The sequence below is a fragment of the Streptomyces sp. NPDC053079 genome (assembly GCF_044546695.1).
Taxonomy (GTDB): Bacteria; Actinomycetota; Actinomycetes; order Streptomycetales; family Streptomycetaceae; genus Streptomyces.
Genome location: NZ_JBITZJ010000006.1, coordinates 490,075 through 512,460, shown reverse-complemented (window position 1 = coordinate 512,460; position 22,386 = coordinate 490,075). Strand labels below are relative to the sequence as shown.

The window sequence follows — 22,386 nt, the reverse complement described above, 5'->3', positions numbered from 1 at the left end:
GTGGAGCGGGTGGCGGGACGGCTCAGTCCGACATCGCCACGAGGACACGCCGCGGACCGGTGAAGGGCCGCCGGCCGTGTCCGACCAGCACGTTGTCGATCAGCAGCAGGTCGCCGGCGTGCCAGTCGACGTCCACGGCGTTGGCCAGGCCCCGGTCGCGCACCTGGACGGCGTACGCGTCCGGGATGGGCGAACCGTCGGCGAAGGCCACGGACTGCGGCAGCTCCTCGGCGGGCATGATCGCGGCGAGCGCCGCGGCGGTGTCGTCGCCGAGGGCCGCGGGGTGCCACTGGTCGGCCTGGTTGAACCAGACCTCGTCGCCGGTGACCGGGTGCCGGACCACGGCGGGCCGCACCTGGGAGATGCGCAGCCCGCCGTCCGCCAGCCACTGCCAGGCGGCGCCCGACTCGCTCAGGAACGTCTCGACGCGTCCCCGGTCCTCGGTCTCGAAGGTCGCCTGCCAGCTCTTGCCGAGGCCCAGGCCGCCGTGCAGGTTCTGCGTGTACCGCACACCGTCGCGGAACGCCTCGCGCACCTCGGCGTCGAGGCAGGCCAGCCAGCGCGTGCCGTCGATGACAGGGGTGGCGCCGCCGGTCTGTGGCGCGGTCTCGCAGAAGAACAGCAGCCGGGCCGGCCACTGGTGGGCGTAGCTCATCTCGTTGTGCATGGAGATGGCGTACTCGGCCGGGTACTCGGTCGAGGTGTAGACGTTGGCGCCCACCTTGGTGCGCGGGGAGTTGCCGTGCACGTAGGCCAGCCGGTGGGGCAACAACAGGTCCATCACCTCGTCCAGCCCGGCCGCCTCGACCCCGAAGCCGCGGAAGACCAGGGCCTTCTCGCGGGTCAGCAGGGCAGCGAGGTCCGGCAGCGAACCGAGGTACTCCACCAGCCCGCGGGGGCTCGCCTCGGCGCCGACGGCCGCCGGGGTGATCTCGGCGGGGGCCCACAGGGCACCGTCGACGTCTGTATCCATGAGTGATCTCTCCTTCCGCACAGGCCCGTTGACCCTGTGTCGCCACTCTGGTCAGCGGTCCTATATTTCTTCGCTAAATCGGGCTATCGACGGTCGACGGGGGCGGGACGGCGTCGTCGCGCAGGGCCGGGGCGGTGACGGCGGCCAGGGCCAGCAGCCCCATCCCCGCCGCGATGCCCAGCGCCGTGGTGCGGGAGCCGAAGGCGGCGAGCAGCAGTCCGCCGGCGAGCGCTCCCGCCGAGCCCATCCCGGAACCGAACAGGGCGAAGACGCTCGTGACCCGCCCCTGCAGGGCATCCGGGGTGATGCGCACCTGGTGCACGCCCGCCACCACGTTCATCAGCGCGCCGGCGAAGCTCATCCCGGCCAGCAGGGCGCCGAGGGCGAAGGGATCGCTCGTGAAGGCGACCGGCACCATCAGTGCCGTCCACACGGCCAGCGCCCCGGTGAGCACGGTGAACGGCCGCAGCCGCCCCGCCGCCCGCGAGCCCGCCAGCGCCCCCGCCACCCCGCCCAGCCCGGCCACCAGCCCGATGAGCCCGACGGCCAGCACCGATCCGCCGTGCTCCTTGACGATGAGGGCGAGGGTCAGCATCAAGACCTGGAAGAGCAGGTTGCTCCCGGCGAGCAGCCCGGCCGCGGCCCGCATGAACCGCTGCCGCCACACCCACCGCACCCCCTCGGCCACTTCCGTGCGGATGCTCCGTGCGGCATCGGTACGAGGGCCCTGGAGGTCCTTGCGGATGAACAGCAGGGTGCCGAGCGCGACGAGGTGGGTCAGCGCCGTGAAGCCGAACGGCAGCCAGGGCCCCAGCGCGAACAGAGCGCTGCCCGCGGGCTGACCGAGCAGACCGGCCGCCTGCCCGCGCGCCTCGTTCTGCCCCAGGGCCTGGGACAGTTGAGGCCGGGGGACGACATGGCCGATGGCCGCCCGCTCGGCGAGCCGGTAGCACAGCCCCGCCGTGCCGTCGACGAACGCCGCCACCATCAGCCCCGGCAGCCACAGCCGCCCCATGACCAGCATCGCCACGACAGCGCCCATCGCCAGCAGCCCGGCGGCGTCGCAGCCGATCAGCAGCCGGCGCCGGTCCCACCGGTCGACCAGGGCACCGGCGGGCAGCTGCACCACCAGCTGGGGCAGCAGGACCGCGAAACCGACCATCCCGGCTCCGGCGGGGCTGTCCCCGTACCAGAGCATGAGCAGGGGATAGGCGGCCACGCTCGCGCGCAGGCCGAGGAGCGAGACGCCGGCGCCGGTCCACAGCAGGAGGAAGTCGCGGTTGCGACGCAGGGGGACGGGGTCCGCCTGCCCGGCGTCCGTGACGCGCCCGTCGAGCACGCTCACCAGCAGCCGCCGGCGGCGGCGTCCGCGACGATGCCGACCCGGCACCACTCCAGCACCGCCATGGCGCTGTGCATCTTGTTCCCGGCCTGCTCGAAGGCGACGCTGCGGGGACCGTCCAGCACCCGGGCCGTGACCTCCTCACCGCGGTGGGCGGGCAGGTCGTGCAGGAAGACGGCCTCGGGACTGGTCTCCCACAGCGCCTCGGTGACCTGGAACGGCGTGAACGCCCGGCGCCAGCCGGGGTCGGGCTTGCTGGTGCCGGTGGTCTGCCAGCGCGAGGTGTAGACGGCGTCGACGCCGGCCGGCAGGTCCGTCATGTCGTGCCGCTCGCTGATCACCGATCCATGGGCGGCGGCCAGCGCCGCAGCCCGCACGCGCACGTCCTCGTCGAGCCCGTAGCCCTGCGGGGTCCGCAGTTCCAGTTCGGTGCCCGGGAACCGGGTCAGCCCCAGGGCGAGCGCGGCCGCCGTGTTGTTGCCCTCGCCGACGTAGAGGACGCGCAGCCCCTCGATCCGGCCGAAGTGCCGCAGCAGCGTGGTGAGATCGGTGAGTCCCTGGGTGGGGTGCTCGTCCGCGCTCATCGCGTTCACCACCGACATGCGGTCCTGGGCGGCCCAGGCCCGCAGCTCCGCCGGGTCGCCGGCGGTCCGGGCCACCAGGGTGTCGAGCATCCGCGAGAAGACCCGGCCCGTGTCCTGGCTGCTCTCCCCGGTGTTGATCTGCAGATCACCGGCGTTGTACGCGATGATCTGCGCGCCGAGCCGCAGGGCGCCGGAGGAGAAGGCGGTACGGGTCCGGGTGGAGGTCTTGCGGAAGTAGATCCCGGCGACCGTCCCCTCCAGCGGCCGTGCGGCGCCCGGTCCGCCCGAGGCGAATGCGGCGCCCCTGGCCACGATGGACCGCAGGTCGGCGTCGGTCAGGTCGTCGAGAGAGATGAGGTGGCGGATGGCCACGGCGTGCTCCTTGTCTGCAGCGTTTGCGTCCGTCCCGTCGGCCTCCGCCCGTGCGCCGGCAGACCGACCGCCGGATGTGTGTTCCCGATCAGCCGCAGCGGACCCGCGGCGGCCGTCTCGCGGGCGACGGCCGCGTACCGGCCGGGCCCGATGGTGATGTCCTCGACGACCCACGAGCCCGCTACAGCGCCCGTGGGGCGCCGTACGACGAGGCGTTCGCCGGGCGGCGCGTCGCACACGTCGACGGCGCGCGGATCGGCCGTCGGACCGGCACCACAGGCCTCGCGCACCGCTTCCTTGCGGGCCCAGTAGCGCAGGAAGCCCGCCAGCCGTGCTTCGGGGGCCGGCTGCTCCCACAGCCCGCCGAGCTCGCGCGCGGACAGCACCGCCGGCGCCACCGCGTCGACGTCCAGGGGCAAGGACTCCTCGAGGCCGGTCCCTATCCGGCGGCGGCCGCCCGTGACTCCGAGCAGCCAGTGCGGCCCTGCCCGGGACAGGCTGTGGCTCAGGCCGGTGGGCGGCCACACCACGCTCGGCGCGCCGTGGTCGTCGCCCGCGCACCGCGGACAGCGCAGTCGGCCGAGCCGGATCAGCGCGGGGTCCACACCCAGGTAGCAGGCGAGGATGCGGCGCACCGCCACCCGCGCGCCCATGTAGTGCAGTCCCGCCTCGGCGGTCATGGCATGCGCCCGCTCCCGTTCGGCCGGGGGCAGCACGGCCGTCTCGCTCAGGGCGAGCGGGCCGCTGACGGTGCCCCACCACACATGCGTCGCTCCGTCGGTGAACACATCCGCGAGGTCCTCGGCGTCCATGGGTGCCGCCTCTCCTGTGCTGCCGGTCCGCGCGGTCAGATCGCGGCGGCGAGAGCGGACGGAACACCTGCCGGGGTGCTCTTCCAGAGGTGCGAGACCTCCCCGAAGTGCTCGCCGACCCAGTCGTCGGAGTAGATCGTGTCGACGTACCGGTCCCCTCCGTCGGGAAAGACGAGGACGCAGTTCGAGCCGTCCGGGATCCGTTCGGCGATCTTCCACAGCGCCGCGGCGGCCGCGCCGGAGGAGCCGCCGGCAAGGATGCCCTCGGTCCGCACCAGTTGTCGGCAGGCGACGACGCACTCCAGGTCGTCGACGTGGACGACCTCGTCGGCACAGGCGGGGTCCAGCAGGGCCGGTGCCAACGAGGCGCCGTGGCCGGGAATGAGACGGCGGGCGGGCGGCTGGCCGAAGATGGCGCTGCCGACGGCGTCCACCGCGACGACGGTGGTGTCCAGGGAGTGCTGCGCGATGTATTCGGCGCAACCGCGCAGGGTGCCGAAGGTGCTCACCGGAGAGAAGAGATAGTCGACCCGGCCGTCCAGGGCCTCGGCGATCTCGCGCATCGTCTCCCGGTGGGCGCGGGGGTTGAGCGGATTGCCGTACTGGTTGGGCCAGTACGCGCCGGGGACCGTCGCGACCAGCTCACGGACCCGGTCGAGCCGGGCGTCGAGGTACTCGCCGGACTCCGGGTGAGGCGTCCGTACGACCTCGACCCGGGCGCCGTACGCGCCGAGCAGGGCCAGGTTCTGCCGGGTGGTCTTCGCGTCGACGACGCAGATGAACTCGATCCCGAAGTACCGGCAGATCTGGGCTGTTCCGATGGCGAGGTTGCCCGAGCTGGACTCGACGACCACCGAGCGGCCCGGGACGAGCCGGCCGTCACGGATCCGCTCCAGCAGCATGCCGAGCGCCGACCTGTCCTTGATACTGCCGCCCGGGTTGAACTTCTCCATCTTGGCGAACACCCGAAAACCGAACTCCGGCGCGATGTTGCCCAGTTCGACCAGCGGGGTGTTCCCGATGGCGTCCAGAATGCCCTTGAGTACAGGACGGCTCATGCGGTTGCCCTTCACTGGAGATCGACATTGCGGCCTTCAGCGTCGGGGGCGCCTCTACGGTTCTTCTATTAGAGATCCGATATAGGCGGCGGTCCCAGGTTCACCACAGGAATGCTTCCATCGAAAGGAACGAATCGGGATGCTCATCCTTCGGCGGCCGGACGTGGCGGAGACCTTGGCGGGCCGGGAACAGGAAATCATCGACCTCGTCGCCGAGGCGTACCGGCTGCACGACGAGGGCCGGACGGCACTGCCGCACTCGATCTTCCTGCGCTTCCCGGAGGAGGAGCACCGGCGCGACCGCATTATCGGCCTGCCCGCCTACCGGGGTGGCGAGTCACCCGTCGCCGGGATGAAATGGATCGCCTCCTTCCCCGGAAATGTCGCGGCCGGCATGGAGCGCGCCAGCGCCACCGTGGTCCTCAACTCCCTGGAGACCGGCCGCCCCACGGCCTTCCTGGAGGGCTCGGTCATCTCCGCCAAGCGCACGGCGGCCAGCGCCGCCCTGGCCGCGCGCGTCCTCACCGAGCAGGCACCGCCCACCGGCATGACGCTCGTCGGCTGCGGCGTGATCAACCTCGAGGTCCTGCGCTTCGTGAAGGCGGCCCTGCCCGGCCTGCGTGAGGCCACGCTCCACGACATGGACCCGGCGCGCGCCGAGGCCTTCGCCCGCACCTGCGCCGAAGCCGTCCCCGGGGTGCGGGTGAGCGTGGCCGGCGGTCTCGACGAGGCCCTCGCCGCGCACCCGCTCCTCGCGCTCGCCACCACGGCGGCCGAACCCCACCTGGACCTGTCGGCCTGCGCCCCGGGCACGACCGTGCTGCACGTCTCGCTGCGGGACCTGACCGTGGAGACGATCCTGGGCGCGGTCAACGTCGTGGACGACGCCGACCACGTATGCCGCGAGCGCACCTCTTTGCACCTGGCCGAACAGCGCACCGGAAGCCGGGACTTCATCGCCGCCCCGATCGGCGCCCTGCTGCGCGGCACCGAGCGCGTCGAGCGCGCTCCGGGGCAGCACGTGATCTACTCCCCGTTCGGCCTGGGCGTGCTCGACATCGCGCTCGCGGAGTACGTACGGGAGCAGGCCGAGCGCGCCGGGCTGGGCGTGCGCGTGGAAGGCTTCCTGGAGTCCTGACCCCCGCATGGACGAAGGGCCGGCCACCGCACGCTGCGGTGGCCGGCCCTTCGTCGTGTTCCGGACCCGTCAGCCCACGGAGATCACGGACACCCGGCCGCCGTCGGACCGCGCCTTGATCCTGTGGCCGGAGGCGGGGTCGGTCTTGACGTCCACCTTCTGGCTGCCGCCGTCCGTCGCCGCGTCGACCGCGTACGCCTCGGCGGGCATCCGCAGCGTCACGTCACCACCCGAGGAGCTGACGTCCACCGACTCCGGTGCGGCCGGGAAGCCGCCGACGGTGATGCTGCCGCCGTCCGAGCGCGCGGTGAGCCGCCCGGCCACTCCGCCCGACACGGTGATGCCACCGCCGTCGCTCCTGAGGTTGGCCGCCAGAGCCTTCGGGATCTCCACGCGGTAGCTGACCTCGCACGTACTGCCCCCGAAGCCGCCCCCGCCGCCGCAGTCGTCAGGGGCGGTCAGCGTGAGCACGCCGTTGTCCACGTGGTGCTTGGTCTTCGGCTTGTCGTCGCTGTAACGGAGCTTCTCGGTCACCTTGACCTCGTTGCCACTGCCGCCGACGAGTTCTATGGAGCCGCCCGCGCTCTTGACCCTGAGGGAGGCGACCTGCCCCTCGACGGTGTAGGAGGCGGTGTCCTCGCTGGTCTTGCCGCAGCCGGTGAGGAGCGTCCCGCCGACGGCGGCGGTGACGAGCCCGAGGGCGGCCCTGGTGCGGAAGCTGGTGGTCATTTCTTCTCCTGGTACATCGGAACTCGGATTTCTTGGGCTCAGGCGGGGATGCTGCGCCGCAGCACCCGCGCGGAACGGGCGGGGATCCGGGCGACCGCCCGCACCTCCGTCGTCGGCAGCCGGTCCTCGACGGCTCGCAGCGAGGCCGCGAACAGCCGGACCAGCGCGTGGCAGCGGTAGAGCGGGCACCCCTGGCCGTCCGCGCCCGGCAACTCCAGCAGCCGGGCGTCCGCCAGCTCTTCGAGCGCCTCCTCGGCATCCGCTTCGTGCCAGCCGAGCAGTGCCGCTGCCTCGTCGGCCCGGAAGGGGCCCTCGCCGAGCAGCGGCAGCACGTCCAGGGCGGCCCGGCCGCCGGCCGTGAGCCGCTCCAGCGACGGTCGCAGGCTGCCGGACACGGAGAGCTCGCCGACGGCCAGTTCCCGCAGCCGGGCCGCCGGTTCGGCGAACTTCCGCTCCAGCCGGCGCACCGACCAGTGCGGCCGTGCGGCCAGCTTCGTCCCGGCGATCCGCAGGGCGAGCGGGAGCCCGGCGCAGTGGGCTGTGACGTCCCGTGCCGCCTCCGGTTCGGCCGCGATCCGTTCGGGGCCGGCCACCGCCGCGAGCAGCGCCAGCGACTCGTCCTCGGACATCGGCCCCAGGAAGACGGTCCGAACCCCGCAGGCGATGGCGAGGTGGGCGCGGCCAGTGATGATCACGGCCGACTCCTCCCCCGTGGGCAGCAGCTTGTCGATCTGGAGGTCCGGTCCCGCGTTGTCCAGCACCACCAGCAGCCGCTTGCCCGCGGTGAGCGTGCGGTAGCGCTGTACGAGGTCGTCCGGCCCCTGACCCCGCAACTCCGTGTCGCCCAGGGCCCGCAGGAACAGTGACAGGACGTCGTCCGGGCTCTTCGGTGAGCCGTCCCGGCGCATGAGGTCGACGTGGAGCTGCCCGTCGGGAAAGTGCGGCCGGGCGCAGTGCGCGGCCCGCACGGCCAGCGCGGACTTCCCGGCCCCGGCCATCCCGGTGACCTGCAGCAGCCGGGGCCGACCCGACCCGCCCGGGGCGAGGGCGTCGAGCAGGGCGCCCAGCTCCCGCTGCCGGCCGGTGAAGTCGTGACTGTCGGGCGGCAGCATGCCGGGCACCGGCGGCCGGGCGGACGACGAGCCGGCCGACACTGCCTCCGGGGCGGCGGCAAGCTCCAACTCGCCCTTCAGGACGGCGAGGTACGTCTTGTGCAGCATGGCCCCCGGGTCCACCCCCAGCTCGTCCGACAGGACCTTGCGACCGCAGTGGTAGACGGCCAACGCGTCGCCCTGCCGGTCGCAGCGGTAGAGCGCGGTCATCAGCTGCGCCCGCAGCCGCTCGCGCACCGGATGGTTGTTGACCAGCCCCGTCAGCTCGGGAACCAGCTGCCGGTGGCGCCCGAGGGCCAGGTCGGTCTCGATCCGGTCCTCCAGCGCCCCGGCCCTGGCCTCCTCCAGCCGGGGCCGCTGCTCGCCGGCCAGGAATTCGGTGACGTTCCCCAGCGCGGGCCCCCGCCACAGCGCCAGTGCCGCCCGCAGATCGCGGTCGGCGTCGGCGTACCGGCGTTTCCTCAGCGCCTCGCCCCCGGTCTTCGCCAATCGCTCGAAGTCCAGCACGTCGATCACCGGGCTGTCGGTCTGCAGCGCGTATCCCGCCTGCCCGCGCGTCAGGTCCGCCTCGTCCCCGAGCACGCCTCGCAGCCGGGAGATGTACGTATAGATCTGGGCATTCATCGTCACCGGCGGATTCGCCCCCCACAACGATCTGCTCAGCCGGCTGTCCGAGACCATTCGGCCATGTGCCAGGACCAACGCAGCGAGGACTGTGTGGATCTTCGCTCCGGCGAGCGCTACTTGGCCTCTTCTGTTACTGGCGACCACATTTCCGAGCAGCTGGAATTCCATGACTCCCCCAGGACATCGAATTGCCGGAATCACCCCCGGCCCAGTCATTGTCAGCACGGCGAAGCCCCTGACCCGGCGGCCGACGGGGTCAGGAAGTTGCCTCTGCAGGAGGCTGCCAGTGGCTGTGCGGGTTCGGGGGTTTCCGCGAGGGACTGCGCGTGGCGAGTGGGCGGAGGAGGAAGCCGAGGGCGACGGCGGTGTTGTGGCCGAACGCGGTGTAGTCCTCGAAGAAGGTGCCCGACGCGATCACCCCGGCCATCAGGGCGGCCATGACGAGGAGGCGCAGCGGGAGGTTGCGTACGCGGTAGGTGAGCAGCCCGGCCACGCAGAGGCTGCCGTAGCTGACGCCGACGTCGATCACGCTGCCGAAGCCACGGTCCACGTAGCGCTCTGTCTCCACCCTGAGCAGGGTGGTCAGCACTCCCGCGGTGATCAGCGTCGCCAGCACATGGCCGAGGAAGAACGCCACGACGGCACGGAAGGTGCCCAGCCAGCGCTCGGCGGGTGCGAGGACGGCGACGGCCAGCAGGGCGACCATCGGCAGGTCCGGTATCTCGATCCACAGCGCGGAGCCGACCAGCGCCGAGACGGGGTGCTCGGCGAGCTGGGTGAGGTTGGTGCTGTGCGTGCGCAGGACCTCGGTGCGCACGTCCGACGTCAACTCGCCCAGGGTGAGCGAGTGGAGGGTGAGGAAGACCCAGAGCGCCGCGGTGGCCGGGGCCGCCAGGGCCCACGCCTTGATCCATGACCCGGCGCGCCGGATGCGGTCCTCACCGCGCCAGCCGCGTTTGACGGCCAGCACGGCGAAGAACAAGGACAGCACGAGCGCGATCTCGGCGAAGGGCCATAAGACGGCCGCCTGCGGCGCCGCGGACGCCGCGGCTTCTTGAACGGCCCACCCGGGCCTTGATTGGTGCATCACCCATCGATCATCCGTCATGCACACTCCGCATCGCCCGGGGTCGCCGCAATGCGGCCGGGTCGATCACAACACCAGGCACTCCGTGTCCTTCGCCTCCGTCAGGTGCCGGGTGGCTTCGGTGGCGATCAGTAGCTGCGGGCGGGCGTCGGCGAGCATGTAGGCGACGCGGTCGGAGGGGTAGTCGGGGTCGATCGGCAGGTAGGCCGCGCCGGTCTTGAGTACCGCGAGCATGGACGTCACCATCTCCACGGAGCGGGGGACGGCCAGCGCCACGATCCCTTCGGGGCCGATGCCCCGGGTGCGCAGCGTGTGGGCCAGCGTGTCCGCCTTCTCGTTCAGTTCGGCGTACGAGATCTCCTCGTCCTCGAAGACCACCGCGGTGGACCCGGGCGAACGTTTCACCTGTGCCTCGAACAGCTCGGCGACTCCGGCGGCGGGCACCGGGCGGGCGGTGTCGTTCCATCCCTCCAGCGCCCGGTGCCGCTCCTCGGGGGTGAGGACGGCGACGTCGTGGGTGAGCAGCTGCGGAGTGGCCTCGGCGAAGGCGGTGAAGAGCCGGACGCAGCGCTGGACGAGGAGGTCGACGTCGGGCTCGGTGAAGAGGTCGGGGCGGTAGCCGAAGTCCAGCGTCAGCTCGTCGCCGGGGAGGATCATCAGGGCGAGCGGGTAGTGGACGTCGTTGTGGGAGTGCAGACCGGCGACGCGCAGTCCGTGCGCCTCCGAGAGGCCGTCCGCGTCCAGGGGGTAGTTCTCGAAGACGGTGAGGGTGTCGAAGAGTTCGCCGCCGACATCGGTCAGCCGCTGGATGTCGGCCATGCCCAGGTGCTGGTGCGGGGCGAGTTCGGCCTGCTCCCGCTGCAGCCGGGCCGCAAGGCCCAGCAGGGGCTCGGAGGGCTCCAGCCGCACCCGTACGGGCACGGTGTTGATGAAGAGGCCCACCATGGACTCGATGCCGGGGACCTCCGGAGGCCGGCCCGCCACCGTGGTGCCGAAGACCACGTCCTCCCGGCCCGTGAGCCGTGCCAGCAGCAGGCCCCACGTCGTCTGCACCGCGGTGCTCAGCGTCAGCCCATGGCCGCGCGCCTGGCGGGTGAGGGCCTCGGTCAGTTCCCGCGACAGGCGTACGACGCGGTGCCGGGGGGTGACCGACCGGTGGCTGTCGGCCTGGGGGGCCATGCGCGTCGGTTCCTCCAGACCCGACAGGGCCGCCCGCCACGCCTCCTTCGCCGCGTCGTCGTCCTGCGCGGCGAGCCAGCGGAAGTAGTTCTCGTAGGGAACGGGCGGTGGCAGGACGCGCGCGTCGCCTCGGCTGCCGTAGAGCGTGAACAGCTCCTGCATCACCAGCGGCATGGACCAGCCGTCCAGCAGCAGATGGTGGGTGGTGAACAGGAAACGGTGCCGCTCCGCACCCAGCCGCAGCAGGGTGAAGCGCAGGAGCGGCGCCGCCGCCAGGTCGAAGCGGCGGGAGCGGTCCTGGAGAGCGATCTCGTCCGCTTCCGCCTCGCCGGCGACCTCGGCGAAGGTCCAGGGCAGGGGGACGTGGGACTGGACGACCTGGACGCTGTCGCCCTGGGCGCGGCGGCGCACGCTGATGCGCAGGTTGCCGTGGCGCTGCAGGAGCGTTTCGGCGGCCAGCCGCAGCGCCTCGGCGTCCAGCGCGCCGTCGAGGTCGATGCCCAGCTGCACGTTGTACACGTCCGGCGACTGCTCGTCGTAGGCCGCGTGGAACACCAGCCCTTCCTGCAGCGCCGTCAACGGCAGGACGTTCTCGATCCTGGGCTTGTTCCGTACCGTCTTCCGCACCGTCAGATCTCCCACTCTTCGTCGAGCTCCTCTTGGAACTGGTCTATGTCGTCTTGGGTGAGGGCCACGAAGGGCAGGTCGGAGGGGGTGTGGCCGCCGGTGTCGGGGTTCTGCGCGTGGGTGGCCAGCGCCTCCAGGGCCCTGAACCACGTATCGGCCAGGTCCTGGACCTCCTCCTCGGTGAAGATCCCGTCCGCCCAGGACCAGTGCGCGACCAGCCGCGGCCCCTGCGGGCCGTCCTCCGTCAACGCGTTGAGCTCCAGCGCATGAGCCAACGGCAGACCCGGATCCGCACCGCCCGAGAAACCACCGAACTCATGGTCCGGCTCCCAGTCCCCCGCACCACCCGACGCCGTGAACCGGCCCAGGTAGTTGAACCCGATCTGCGGGCGGTCGGCCCGGGCGAGTGCCGGGGCCGTGGCCGGGTTGAGGTAGCGCAGCAGGCCGTAGCCGATGCCGTGATCGGGAATGGCCCGCACCTGCTCCTTCACCCGCTTCAGCGCCGCCCCGACGACGGGGCCCGCGGCCCAGACCTCGTCCCAGTCCCAGACCCCGGGCTCGATCCGGACGGGGAAGAGGCTGGTGAACCAGCCGACGGTGCGGGACAGGTCCGTGCCCGGCACGATCTCCTCGCGGCCGTGGCCCTCCACGTCGAGGACGACCGCACCACCCTGCAGACCACGGCGCCGCCGCCAGTCCTCCACGGCCAGCCCCATCGCGGTCAGCAACACGTCGTTGACCTCGGCGTGGAAGACCTTGGTCACCCCCGTCAGCACCTCAGTCGTCCACGCACCCGACAACGCCGACGACAACGTGCGGCGCCGCGCGAACACGTCCCGCTCCGGGTCGAGCGCCCGTCGTCCCAGCAGCGGATCCGGGCCCTCGAGCATCGAGGACCACAGGCTCAGCTCGCCCGTCCGCTGGGGGCTCCGGGCGAGTTCCCCGAGCCGCAGGGCCCACTGGCGCAGTGAGGTGCCGACCGGTTCCAGGTCCGGCTGCCGGTCCGCGGCGTGGGCCGCGTACGCCTGGGCGAGGTCCGGCAGCAGGACGCGCCAGGAGACGCCGTCGACGGCCAGGTGGTGGATCACCAGCAGCAGATGACCGGACTCCAGCGGACCGGCGTCGCACCACACGGCCTGCAGCACGACCCCCGCCCCGGGATCGAGCCGGTCCACCGCACGGGCGGTCTCCTCCTCCAGCACGGCCTTGCGCGCGGCGGGGCCCAGCCCCGCCACGTCCACCCGGCCCAGCAGGTGCCCGGCCGGCACCGTTCCCGGCGCGGTGACCTCGAGCGTCCACTCTCCGTCCTCGCGCAGTCGCATCCGCAGCGCGCCGTGGTGATCGACGACCGACTGCAGCGCGTCGGCGAGCAGGGGTTCGCGCAGGCCGGCCGGGACCCGGGCCACCATCGACTGGTGGAACCCGCGCACCGGCCCGCCCAGGTCCCTCAGGTGGTGCACGATCGGCGTCGGCTCCACGTCGCCCACCCCGTCCTCGGGGCGCTCGGCGGTCGCGAGGGCGGTGGCGTCGGCGACCTCGGCCAGCCCTGCCACGGTCCTGCGGTGGAAGACGTCCTTCGGAGTGATGACCAGTCCCGCCTTGCGGGCCCGGCTGACGAGCTGGATCGAGCTGATGCTGTCGCCGCCGAGGTCGAAGAAGCTGTCGTCGACGCCGACCGCGCTCAGGCCCAGCACCTCGGCGAACAGGCCGCACAGCACCTCTTCGCGAACGGTGCGGGCCGCCCGCCCGGACGTTCCGGCCTGGAAGTCGGGTGCGGGCAGGGCCTTCCTGTCGAGCTTGCCGTTGGCGTTGACGGGGAGGGTGTCCAGGACCACGGTCGCGGCCGGTGCCATGTAGTCGGGCAGCGTGGCGGTGACGTGGCGGGTCAGCTCTTCGTGGGAGGGGTGGGGGTCCGCTGTCGTGGTGACGTAGGCGACGAGTTTGTGGTCGCCGGCAGGGGTGGTGTGGGTGGTGACGGTGGCGTGGGTGATGGCGGGGTGCCGGGAGAGAACGCTCTCGATCTCCCCGAGCTCGATACGGAACCCACGGACCTTGACCTGGTGGTCGGCGCGGCCCAGGTAGTGCAGCACGCCGTTCTCGTCCCAGCGGGCCAGGTCACCCGTGCGGTACATCCGCGAGCCCGCCGGCCCATAAGGATCGGCCACGAAGTGACGGGCGGTCAGGCCGGGTCGGCGCAGGTAGCCGTCGGCGACCTTGGGACCGGCCAGGTACAGCTCGCCCGTCACCCCGGCCGGCACCGGCCGCAGCCGCCCGTCGAGCACGTACGCCCGCGTACCGGGCAGGGGCTGCCCGATCGGCGGAGCCAGCACCTCGCCCGGATCGCTCTCGTACCAGCCGGTGGCGTAGACAGTGGACTCGGTCGGCCCGTACAGGTTCGCCACGCGCACACCCGGCGCGTCCGCCCGCAGCCGGCGCACCAGCTGCTCGGGCAGTGCCTCGCCCGCGAGCACGATCCGCTCGCAGTCCAGCGGTGCGCCGGCCTCCAGCAGGGCCGAGAAGACCGAGGGCACGCCGCTGATCAACGACCCGGACCACGGCCGTTCGGCCAGTGCCAGCAGGTCGGGCACCACCTCGATGCGGCCACCGGCCAGCAGGGGCGCGAAGATCTCGAACACCGACACGTCGAAGGACAACGACGTCGACGCCAGCACCTTCGACAGGCCGCCCCCGGAACCGAAACGTTCCACCGCCCAGGACAGGAACACCGACATGGACCGGCGGGAGACCACCACACCCTTCGGCTTCCCCGTCGACCCCGACGTGTAGATCACATACGCCGGCGCGCTGTCGGGCACCGGCTCGCCGGCCGTCAACGAGGCATCGCCCGCACGCACCAGCTCGTCCGCGCACCGCGGGTCGTCCAGGACGAGGACCGCGACGCCGGTGCCGGGCAGGGCGCCGGCCACCGCCTCCGTGGTCACCACCAGGCGCGGTGAGGCGTCGGCCAGCATGAACGTGATCCGGTCCGCCGGGTACCCCGGGTCGACCGGCACGTAGCCCGCGCCGGCCTTCAGCACCGCCCATACGGCCACGACCATGTCCGCCGACCGCGGCACCGCCACGGCCACCAGATCGCCACGTCCGACGCCCCGCGAACGCAGGACCCTCGCCAGGCGGTTGGCCCGGGCGTTCAGCTCCGCGAACGAGAGCTCCGTATCGCCGCACACCACGGCGGTGGCGTCCGGCGAAGCGGCCACCACGTCCTCGAAGCCCTCGACGACACCCGTCACGGGCACCGCCCGCGCGGACGCGTTCCACCCCTCGAGCACGTGCTCCCGCTCACCGTCCGACAGGACGTCGACCTCGTGGGCGAGGAGGTGCGGGCTCGCCCCGGCGAAGGTCCGCAGGAGGTGGAGGAAGCGCTCGGTGAGGCGCTCGACGTCGTCCGGGGAGAACAGGTCCGGGCGGTAGCCGAAGTCCAGGGTCAGCTCGTCGCCGGGCAGGGCGATCAGGGCCAGCGGGTAGTGGACGTCGTTGTGGGTTCGCAGACCGGCGACGCGCAGTCCGTGCGCCCCGGAGAGGGCACCGGGGTCGAGGGGGTAGTTCTCGAAGACGGTGAGGGTGTCGAAGAGTTCGCCGTCGACGTCCGTCAGCCGCTGGATGTCGGCGATGCCCAGGTGCTGGTGGGCGGAGAGTTCCGCCTGCTCCTGCTGCAGCCGGGCCGCAAGGCCCAGCAGGGGCTCGGAGGGCTCCAGCCGCACCCGTACCGGCAGGGTGTTGATGAACAGACCGACCATCGTCTCGACGCCCGGGACCTCCGGGGAGCGGCCCGCCACCGTGGTGCCGAAGACCACGTCCTCCCGGCCCGTGAGCCGTGCCAGCAGCAGGCCCCACGTCGCCTGCACGACGGTGTTCAGGGTGAGGCCGTGACGGCGTGCCTGACGCGTGACGGCATCGGTCAGCTCGCGCGGCACGCGCTCGACGCGGTGGTGGGGGGTCACCGACGCGTGGCCGTCGGCCTGGGGGGCCAGCCGGGTGGGTTCCTCCAGTCCCGACAGGGCGGCCCGCCACGCCTCCTTCGCCGCGTCGTCGTCCTGCGCGGTGAGCCACCGGAAGTAGTCCTCGTACGGCACCGCCGGCGGCAGGGCCCGGGTGTCGCCGCGGCTGCCGTAGAGCGTGAAGAGCTCCTGCATCACGAGCGGCATGGACCAGCCGTCCAGCAGCAGGTGGTGGGTGGTGAACAGGAAACGGTGCCGCTCGGCACCGAGCCGCAGGAGAGTGAAGCGCAGGAGCGGTGCCGCCGCCAGGTCGAAGCGGCGGGAGCGGTCTTCGTCGGCGATCCGGTCGGCCTCCGCCTCGTCGGCGACGTCGATCACGGTCCAGGGCAGCGGGACGTGGGACTGGACGACCTGGACCGCGCCCGCCCGGTCGGCCTGCCGGACGCCGGTCCGCAGGTTGCCGTGGCGCTGCAGGAGCGTTTCGGCGGCCAGCCGCAGCGCCTCGGCGTCCAGCGCGCCGTCGAGGTCGATGCCCAGCTGCACGTTGTACACGTCCGGCGACTGCTCGTCGTAGGCCGCGTGGAACACCAGCCCCTGCTGCAACGCCGTCAGCGGCAGCACGTCGACGAGGCCGGGGGTGGCGCCCTCCAGCTGGTCGACCTCTTCCTGGGTCAGGGTCACGAAGGGCAGGTCGGAGGGGGTACGGCCGCCGGTGCCGGGGTTCTGCGCATGGGTGGCCAGCGCCTCCAGGGCCCTGAACCACGTATCGGCCAGGTCCTGGACCTCCTCCTCGGTGAAGATCCCGTCCGCCCACGACCAGTGCGCGACCAGCCGCGGACCCTGCGGACCGTCCTCCGTCAACGCGTTGAGCTCCAACGCATGAGCCAACGGCAGACCGGGATCGGCCCCGCCCGAGAAACCACCGAAGTCGCCGAACTCGTGGTCCGGCTCCCAGTCCGCCGCACCACCCGACGCCGCGAACCGGCCCAGGTAGTTGAACCCGATCTGCGGCGTGGGGTGCGTGGCGAGCTCCGCCGCCGTGGCCTGGTTGAGGTAGCGCAGCAGGCCGTAGCCGATGCCGTGATCGGGGATGGCCCGTATCTGTTCCTTCACCCGCTTCAGCGCCGACCCGGCGGCCGGTCCGGCGGCCCAGACCTCGTCCCAGTCGCTCACGCCCGGCTCGACGCGCACCGGGAACAGGCTGGTGAACCAGCCGACGGTACGGGACAGGTCGGCCCCTTCCACCACGTCCTCGCGGCCGTGGCCCTCCACGTCGAGGACGACCGAACCGCCCCGCAGACCACGGCGGCGCCGCCAGTCCTCCACGGCCAGCCCCATCGCGGTCAGCAACACGTCGTTGACCTCGGCGTGGAAGGCCTTGGTCACCCCCGTCAGCACCTCAGTCGTCCGCGCACCCGACAACGCCGACGACAGCGTGCGGCGACCGGATACGAGATCCCGCTCCGGGTCGAGCGCCCGCCGTCCCAGCAGCGGATCAGGCCCCACGAACGGGCGTGACCACAGTGGCAGTTCGGCTACGCGCTCCGGGGCGTGGGCCAGCTCGTGCAGTGACTCGGCCCACTGGAGCACCGAGGTGCCCACGGGCTGGAGTGCGGGGCGCTGTCCGGCGGCGTGGGCCTCGTACGCCTGGGCGAGGTCGGGGACGATCAGGCGCCAGGAGACGCCGTCGACGGCGAAGTGGTGGATCACCAGCAGCAGATGGCCGGACTCCTTCGGCCCGGCGTCGCACCACACGGCCTGCAGCACGACCCCCGCTTCGGGATCGAGCCCGTCCACCGCCCGTGCGGTCTCCTCGTCGATCACAGCCTTGCGTTCGTCGCCGCTCAGTGCGGACACGTCGACGCGGCGCACGAGGTCCCGGGCGACGACCGTTCCCGGCGCGGTGACCTCGAACGTCCAGTCCCCACCGTCCCGCAGCCGCAGCCGCATCCGCAGCGCGCCATGGTGATCGACGACCGACTGCAGCGCGTCGACGAGCAGGGTTTCGCGCAGGCCGGCCGGTGCGCGGAGGGCCATGGACTGGTGGAAGCGCCGCACCGGGCCGTTCAGCCCGTGCAGGTGGTGCACGATCGGTGTCGGCTGCACCTCGCCGACGCCGGCCGCGTGGTGCTCGGCCGCGGCCGTGGTGACGGGCTGGGCGACCTCGGCCAGCGCGGTGACGGTCTTGTGGCGGAAGACGTCGCGGGGCGAGATGGCCAGGCCCGCCTTGCGGGCGCGGCTGACGAGCTGGATGGAGCTGATGCTGTCGCCGCCGAGGTCGAAGAAGCTGTCGTCGATGCCGACCGCCGGCAGGCCCAGCACCTCGGCGAACAGGCCGCACAGCACTTCTTCGGGGGCGGTGCGCGGGGCGCGGCCCGTCACCTCGGCCTGGAAGTCGGGTGCGGGCAGGGCCTTCCTGTCCAGCTTGCCGTTCGCGTTCACCGGCAGGGAGTCCAGCACCACGACCGCCGACGGCACCATGTAGTCCGGCAGGACGTCGCGCAGGTGGCCGCGCAGAGCGGCGCCGAGCTCGCCGGCCATGCGGCCGAGGGCGGGGTTGTTGGTGAGCGGCCGGTCGGCGGACTGTGCGTCCCGGGGCAGGAACACGTCGGTCAGGGCGCCGGTGCCGCCCGGGAGGAAGAGGGCGTCCAGCTCTCCGTCCGCCCCTTCGGACGACCAGGTGACGGCCACCCGGTAGCCGAGCGCTTCGCCCAGGTCGTGGAGCGCGTCGGGGGTCGGGGCCGGGCCGGCGGTGCGGCGCAGTTCGGCCCGGACCTCGGCGAGGGAGCCGCCGGCGAACAGGGCGCGCGCGGCCGCGGCCTCGTGTGCCATACGGGCGTTGGGCACGCCCGTCACGCGCAGCCGGGCCGGGCGCTCGGCGGCGAGCCGGTCGGCGAGGTCGCGGGCGGTGGTGACGTCCTCGCCCCACTGCCAGTGCGGCGTCCCGGCCGCGGAGACGGGTGTCCGCGCGGGCTGCTTGCGGATGACCACGTCGTAGCGGTAGCGGCTCAACTCGTTGTCGTACGGGCCGGACTTGACCCGGATGTCGACGGCGTCGTCCGCCTCGGCGAGGGCGTGGAAGAACGCGGGGTCGACCAGCAGTTCGTTCTCCTGGGTCGCCCGCTGGTCCACCGCACGGCGGACGGCCGCGGAGTCGGCTTCCGTGCCGCTGCGGGCCAGCTGCACGGCGGTGTCCAGCGCCCGCTTCAGCCGCAGGTTCCGTACGTCGCCGACGAACAGGGCGCCGCCCGGCGCCAGCAGGTCGAGGGCGCCCCGGAGCACGGAGGTGAGGTAGTCGGCGTTGGGGAAGTACTGCACCACGGAGTTGATGACGACGGTGTCGAAGAATCCCGTGGGCAGGTCGTCGAAGTCGTGGGCGGGCCGGGCGCGCAGCTCGACCCGGTCCGCGAGCTCCGGCCGGGCCGCCGTCTGCCGGCGGAGCCTGTCGATGACCGCGGCGGAGAAGTCGGTCGCCCAGTAGGCCTCGGTGGTGCCGGCGAGCCGGGACAGCAGCAGGCCGCTGCCGACGCCGATCTCCAGGATCCGGCGGGGCTCCAGGGCCTGGATGCGCTCCACGGCGTCCGCGCGCCAGTGGCGCATGGCGTCCAGGGGGATCGGCTCGCCGTCGTAGCTGCTGTCCCAGCCGGTGAAGTCCTCGCCGAATTCGGTCACCGGCGTGGAGTCGTACATGGTCTGGTAGAGCTGTTCCCACTGCTCGACCTGTTCGCGCCGGCCCCGTTCGAGGCGGTCGGAGAGCGACCGCCAGTCCGGCACCACATAGCCCACCAGGTGTTTTCCGCCCGGGCCGTCGTCGCGTGTGATCACTTCCGCTTCGCCCACGTCCGGGTGCCGGCCGAGTGCGGAGGCGACCTCGGCGGGCTCGATGCGCACGCCGCGGATCTTCACCTGGTCGTCGCCGCGGCCCATGTAGACCAGCCGGCCGTCGGCGTTCCAGCGGGCGAGGTCGCCGGTGCGGTACATGCGGGAGCCGGCCGGGCCGTAGGGGCAGGCCACGAAGCGCTCGGCGGTGAGCGGGGCGCGGTCGAGGTAGCCGCGCGCCAGGCCGGTGCCGGCGAGGTAGAGCTCGCCCATCACGCCCACGGGCACCGGCTGCAGGGCGCGGTTGAGGACGTAGACCCGGGTGTTGGCGATGGGGGCGCCGATCGGCGGGGCAAAGTCCGCCGGGGCGTCGGGCGGGCAGGCGAACGCGGTGACGTCGATGGCCGCTTCGGTCGGCCCGTAGAGGTTGTGCAGTTCGCAGGTCAGGACGGTGTGGAAGCGGGCCGCCAGCTCGGCCGGGAGCGCCTCGCCGCTGCAGATCACCCGGCGCAGGGAGCGGCACCGGCCGGCGGAGGGTTCCGCGAGGAAGCCCTTGAGCATGGACGGCACGAAGTGCACGGTGGTGACGTCCTGCTCGGCGATGAGCTCGGCGATGTAGGCGGGGTCCTTGTGGCGCTCCGGCTCGGCGACCACCAGGGTGGCCCCGGTGATGAGCGGCCAGAAGAACTCCCAGCCGGAGACGTCGAAGCCGCACGAGGTCTTCTGCAGGACGCGGTCGGTGGCGTCGAGCCCGTACTGGTCCTGCATCCACAGCAGGCGGTTGACCAGGCCCTCGTGCGTGTTGACGACGCCCTTGGGGGTGCCCGTCGAACCCGAGGTGTAGATGACGTTGGCGGGGTTGCGGGGCAGAACGGGCCGGGCGCCGTCGGCGTACGGGCGGGGGCCGGGCGCCTCGCGCAGGGCGGCCGCCGTCGTGGGGTCGTCGAGCAGCAGCAGCGGCATGCCGTCGGTGCCCGGCAGGTGGCCGACGGTGTCGGCGGTGCTGATCAGCGCCGCCGGCCGGGCGTCGGCGAGCATGGCGGCGATGCGGTCGGCTGGGTAGTCGGGGTCGATCGGCAGATAGGCCGCGCCGGTCTTGAGCACCGCGAGCAGCGAGACGATCAACTCGGCGGAGCGGGGGACGGCGAGGGCCACCAGGCGCTCGGGTCCGGCGCCCAGCCCGCGCAGCACGTGCGCCAGGGCGTCGGCGCGGGCGTCGAGTTCGCCGTACGAGAGCGCTTCGCCCTGGTGGACGACGGCGGGGCCGGCGGGTGTGCGCGCCGCCTGGGCCTCGAAGAGCTCGGGCAGGGTCGCCCCGGGGTACGGGCGTGCGGTGTCGTTCCACTCCGTGAGCAGGCGTCGCCCCTCCTCGGGGGCGAGGACGTCGAAGGCTCCGACGGCCCGGCCGGCGTCCGCGCCGGCGAGGCCGTCGATGATCCGCAGCACGGCCTCCTGGTGAACGGCCAGGTCCGCCGTGGTGTACAGCTCCGCGTTGGCGTCGAGGTCCACGCGCCAGGGCGTGTCCTCGGTTCCGCTGTAGACGATGAACGCCAGGTCCTCGACGGGGCCGTTGGTGAGGTTGTGGACGCTCGCCCGGGAGCCGGCGAAGTCCAGTGCGTAGTCGAAGATCTGCAGGTTCACGTGCGGTCCCACCAGCGGCTCGCCGGCCTCGCTCAGCTTCAGGTCGCGGCGTATGTCCTCGTAGCGGTAGCGCTGGTGGCCGAGGGCGTGCTGCATCGCGGCGGAGGTCCGGGCCAGAAGGCCGGACAGGCTCTCGTCCGGGTCGACCGTCAGACGCAGCGGCACGACGTTGGAGACCATGCCGGGGGTGCGGCGCACGGCCTTGGAGCGGGCCGTGACGGGCAGGCCCAGGATGATGTCCCGTTCCCCGGTCAGGCGGGCGACGTGGAGCAGCTCGACGACGACGAACAGGGCCGGCAGGGGCACGCCGCAGCTCTGGGCCACGCGCCGCAGGGCGTCGATCCGCTCCGGTTCCAGGTGGGCCGACACCCGGATGCGGCCGGGGGTCCGGCCGGAGCCGGCCTGCCCGAAGGAGACGGGGGCCGGACGGTCCGTCAGCGTGGTGGCCCAGTGGGCGCGGTCGGCGGCGAAGGCGGCGGAGTCGCGGTAGTCGCGGTCGTACTCCAGCAGGTCCTCGAGGCTTCCGTAGGGGGATTCCCCGACGGGGCGGCCCTCGACGAGGGCGGTGTAGATGTCGGCGGCCCGTCGCACGACGACCGAGCCGCTGAAGCCGTCGTACACCGCGTGGTGGGCGCGCAGGTACCAGTAGTGGATCTCGTCGGAGACCTTGAGCAGGGCGAGGGAGAGGATGCGGCCGTCCTCCAGCGAGAGCGGCCGGTCGAGCTCCTCGTCCATCCACTGCCGTGCCGCCTGCTCCGGCCGGGGCCGGTCGGTGAGGTCCAGGTACGGCACCGCGCACGCCCGGTCGGCGCCGAGGATCTGCACGGGGTCGCCGCTGGTCTCGGCGAATCGCACGTGGGAGGCGTCGGCCTCGTCGAAGGCGCGCCGTGCCGCCTGCAGGAACAGGCCGGTGTCCAGCGCGCCCCGGATCTCGACGTACTGGGCGATGCTGTAGTCGAGGCGGCCGGCGGCAAAGCGCTGCGCGAGCCACATCCCGCTCTGAGCCGAGGTCAGGGCGAGCTGCCGGTCCGGAGAAGCGGACATGATCGTTCCTTCGCGGTCGCTGCCGGCGCGCCGGTTCCGTCACGTAGCGGAGCCGAATCGGCGCCGACCATTCAGAATGAATACGTAAGGGATGCGGCGCCCACATCAGTGGCCGCGGAAGGGCAGGAGGAAGCCCGCAGGCAGATTCCCCCCGAATACTGCAAAACGATTACAACCCCCCGGTTCCCCCCGTTGGACGCCCAAGCATGGTCGAGCGTCTGGGCGACAATACACGAACCAACTGCGCGCGCCAGAAGGAATTTTGCCGCCCCCTTTACCTGTG

The 22,386-nt window shown here is 72.5% G+C and carries 11 protein-coding genes; 1 reads left to right on the top strand and 10 read right to left on the bottom strand.

Going from position 1 to position 22,386, the window contains the following annotated elements; all coding sequences use genetic code 11:
• Nucleotides 1-22: 22 nt before the first annotated feature.
• The 5 genes from ACIGXW_RS24525 to sbnA form a co-directional block, all read right to left on the bottom strand.
• Nucleotides 23-973 (bottom strand): TauD/TfdA family dioxygenase, encoded by a 951-nt coding sequence (locus ACIGXW_RS24525; protein WP_399575018.1) that lies wholly within the window; start codon nt 971-973, stop codon nt 23-25.
• A 73-nt stretch (nt 974-1,046) separates the two neighbouring features.
• On the bottom strand, nt 1,047-2,318 hold the full coding sequence (locus tag ACIGXW_RS24520) for an MFS transporter (RefSeq protein ID WP_399575017.1): 1,272 nt from the start codon (nt 2,316-2,318) through the stop codon (nt 1,047-1,049).
• Nucleotides 2,315-3,265, bottom strand: coding sequence for an ornithine carbamoyltransferase (locus tag ACIGXW_RS24515; protein ID WP_399575124.1), 951 nt, complete (start codon nt 3,263-3,265; stop codon nt 2,315-2,317). The genes ACIGXW_RS24520 and ACIGXW_RS24515 overlap by 4 nt, the downstream gene beginning before the upstream one ends.
• Nucleotides 3,235-4,083: a 4'-phosphopantetheinyl transferase family protein gene (locus tag ACIGXW_RS24510; protein WP_399575016.1), complete on the bottom strand. Its 849-nt coding sequence runs from the start codon at nt 4,081-4,083 to the stop codon at nt 3,235-3,237. Before ACIGXW_RS24510 ends, ACIGXW_RS24515 begins: the two co-directional genes overlap by 31 nt.
• A 35-nt stretch (nt 4,084-4,118) precedes the next feature.
• A complete protein-coding gene (sbnA, locus tag ACIGXW_RS24505; protein ID WP_399575015.1) occupies nt 4,119-5,141 on the bottom strand; it encodes a 2,3-diaminopropionate biosynthesis protein SbnA in 1,023 nt (340 codons plus the stop codon).
• Nucleotides 5,142-5,280: 139 nt separating this feature from the next.
• Here sbnA and sbnB point away from each other — a divergent pair, with 139 nt between their 5' ends.
• Nucleotides 5,281-6,279, top strand: coding sequence for a 2,3-diaminopropionate biosynthesis protein SbnB (gene sbnB / locus ACIGXW_RS24500; RefSeq protein ID WP_399575014.1), 999 nt, complete (start codon nt 5,281-5,283; stop codon nt 6,277-6,279).
• A 69-nt stretch (nt 6,280-6,348) separates the two neighbouring features.
• Here sbnB and ACIGXW_RS24495 read toward each other — a convergent pair whose 3' ends face one another.
• The 5 genes from ACIGXW_RS24495 to ACIGXW_RS24475 form a co-directional block, all read right to left on the bottom strand.
• Entirely contained in the window at nt 6,349-7,008 is a 660-nt protein-coding gene (locus ACIGXW_RS24495) for a hypothetical protein (RefSeq protein ID WP_399575013.1), read from the bottom strand.
• A 38-nt stretch (nt 7,009-7,046) separates the two neighbouring features.
• Complete coding sequence (locus ACIGXW_RS24490; RefSeq protein ID WP_399575012.1) at nt 7,047-8,915, bottom strand: BTAD domain-containing putative transcriptional regulator; 1,869 nt, start codon at nt 8,913-8,915, stop codon at nt 7,047-7,049.
• Nucleotides 8,916-9,003: 88 nt separating this feature from the next.
• Entirely contained in the window at nt 9,004-9,855 is an 852-nt protein-coding gene (locus ACIGXW_RS24485) for a rhomboid-like protein (RefSeq protein ID WP_399575011.1), read from the bottom strand.
• A gap of 45 nt (nt 9,856-9,900) precedes the next feature.
• Nucleotides 9,901-11,655: a condensation domain-containing protein gene (locus ACIGXW_RS24480; protein WP_399575010.1), complete on the bottom strand. Its 1,755-nt coding sequence runs from the start codon at nt 11,653-11,655 to the stop codon at nt 9,901-9,903.
• The gene (locus tag ACIGXW_RS24475; protein WP_399575009.1) at nt 11,643-22,103 is read right to left on the bottom strand and encodes an amino acid adenylation domain-containing protein; all 10,461 of its coding nucleotides are present in this window, start codon (nt 22,101-22,103) and stop codon (nt 11,643-11,645) included. The genes ACIGXW_RS24480 and ACIGXW_RS24475 overlap by 13 nt, the downstream gene beginning before the upstream one ends.
• Nucleotides 22,104-22,386: the final 283 nt, after the last annotated feature.

Bases quoted from the DNA above. Each gene is read 5' to 3' on its own strand.
- sbnB (WP_399575014.1), top strand. From the start codon at position 5,281: ATGCTCATCCTTCGGCGGCCGGACGTGGCGGAGACCTTGGCGGGCCGG.
- ACIGXW_RS24485 (WP_399575011.1), bottom strand. From the start codon at position 9,855: ATGACGGATGATCGATGGGTGATGCACCAATCAAGGCCCGGGTGGGCC.
- ACIGXW_RS24490 (WP_399575012.1), bottom strand. From the start codon at position 8,915: ATGGAATTCCAGCTGCTCGGAAATGTGGTCGCCAGTAACAGAAGAGGC.
- sbnA (WP_399575015.1), bottom strand. From the start codon at position 5,141: ATGAGCCGTCCTGTACTCAAGGGCATTCTGGACGCCATCGGGAACACC.
- ACIGXW_RS24475 (WP_399575009.1), bottom strand. From the start codon at position 22,103: ATGTCCGCTTCTCCGGACCGGCAGCTCGCCCTGACCTCGGCTCAGAGC.
- ACIGXW_RS24525 (WP_399575018.1), bottom strand. From the start codon at position 973: ATGGATACAGACGTCGACGGTGCCCTGTGGGCCCCCGCCGAGATCACC.
- ACIGXW_RS24495 (WP_399575013.1), bottom strand. From the start codon at position 7,008: ATGACCACCAGCTTCCGCACCAGGGCCGCCCTCGGGCTCGTCACCGCC.
- ACIGXW_RS24510 (WP_399575016.1), bottom strand. From the start codon at position 4,083: ATGGACGCCGAGGACCTCGCGGATGTGTTCACCGACGGAGCGACGCAT.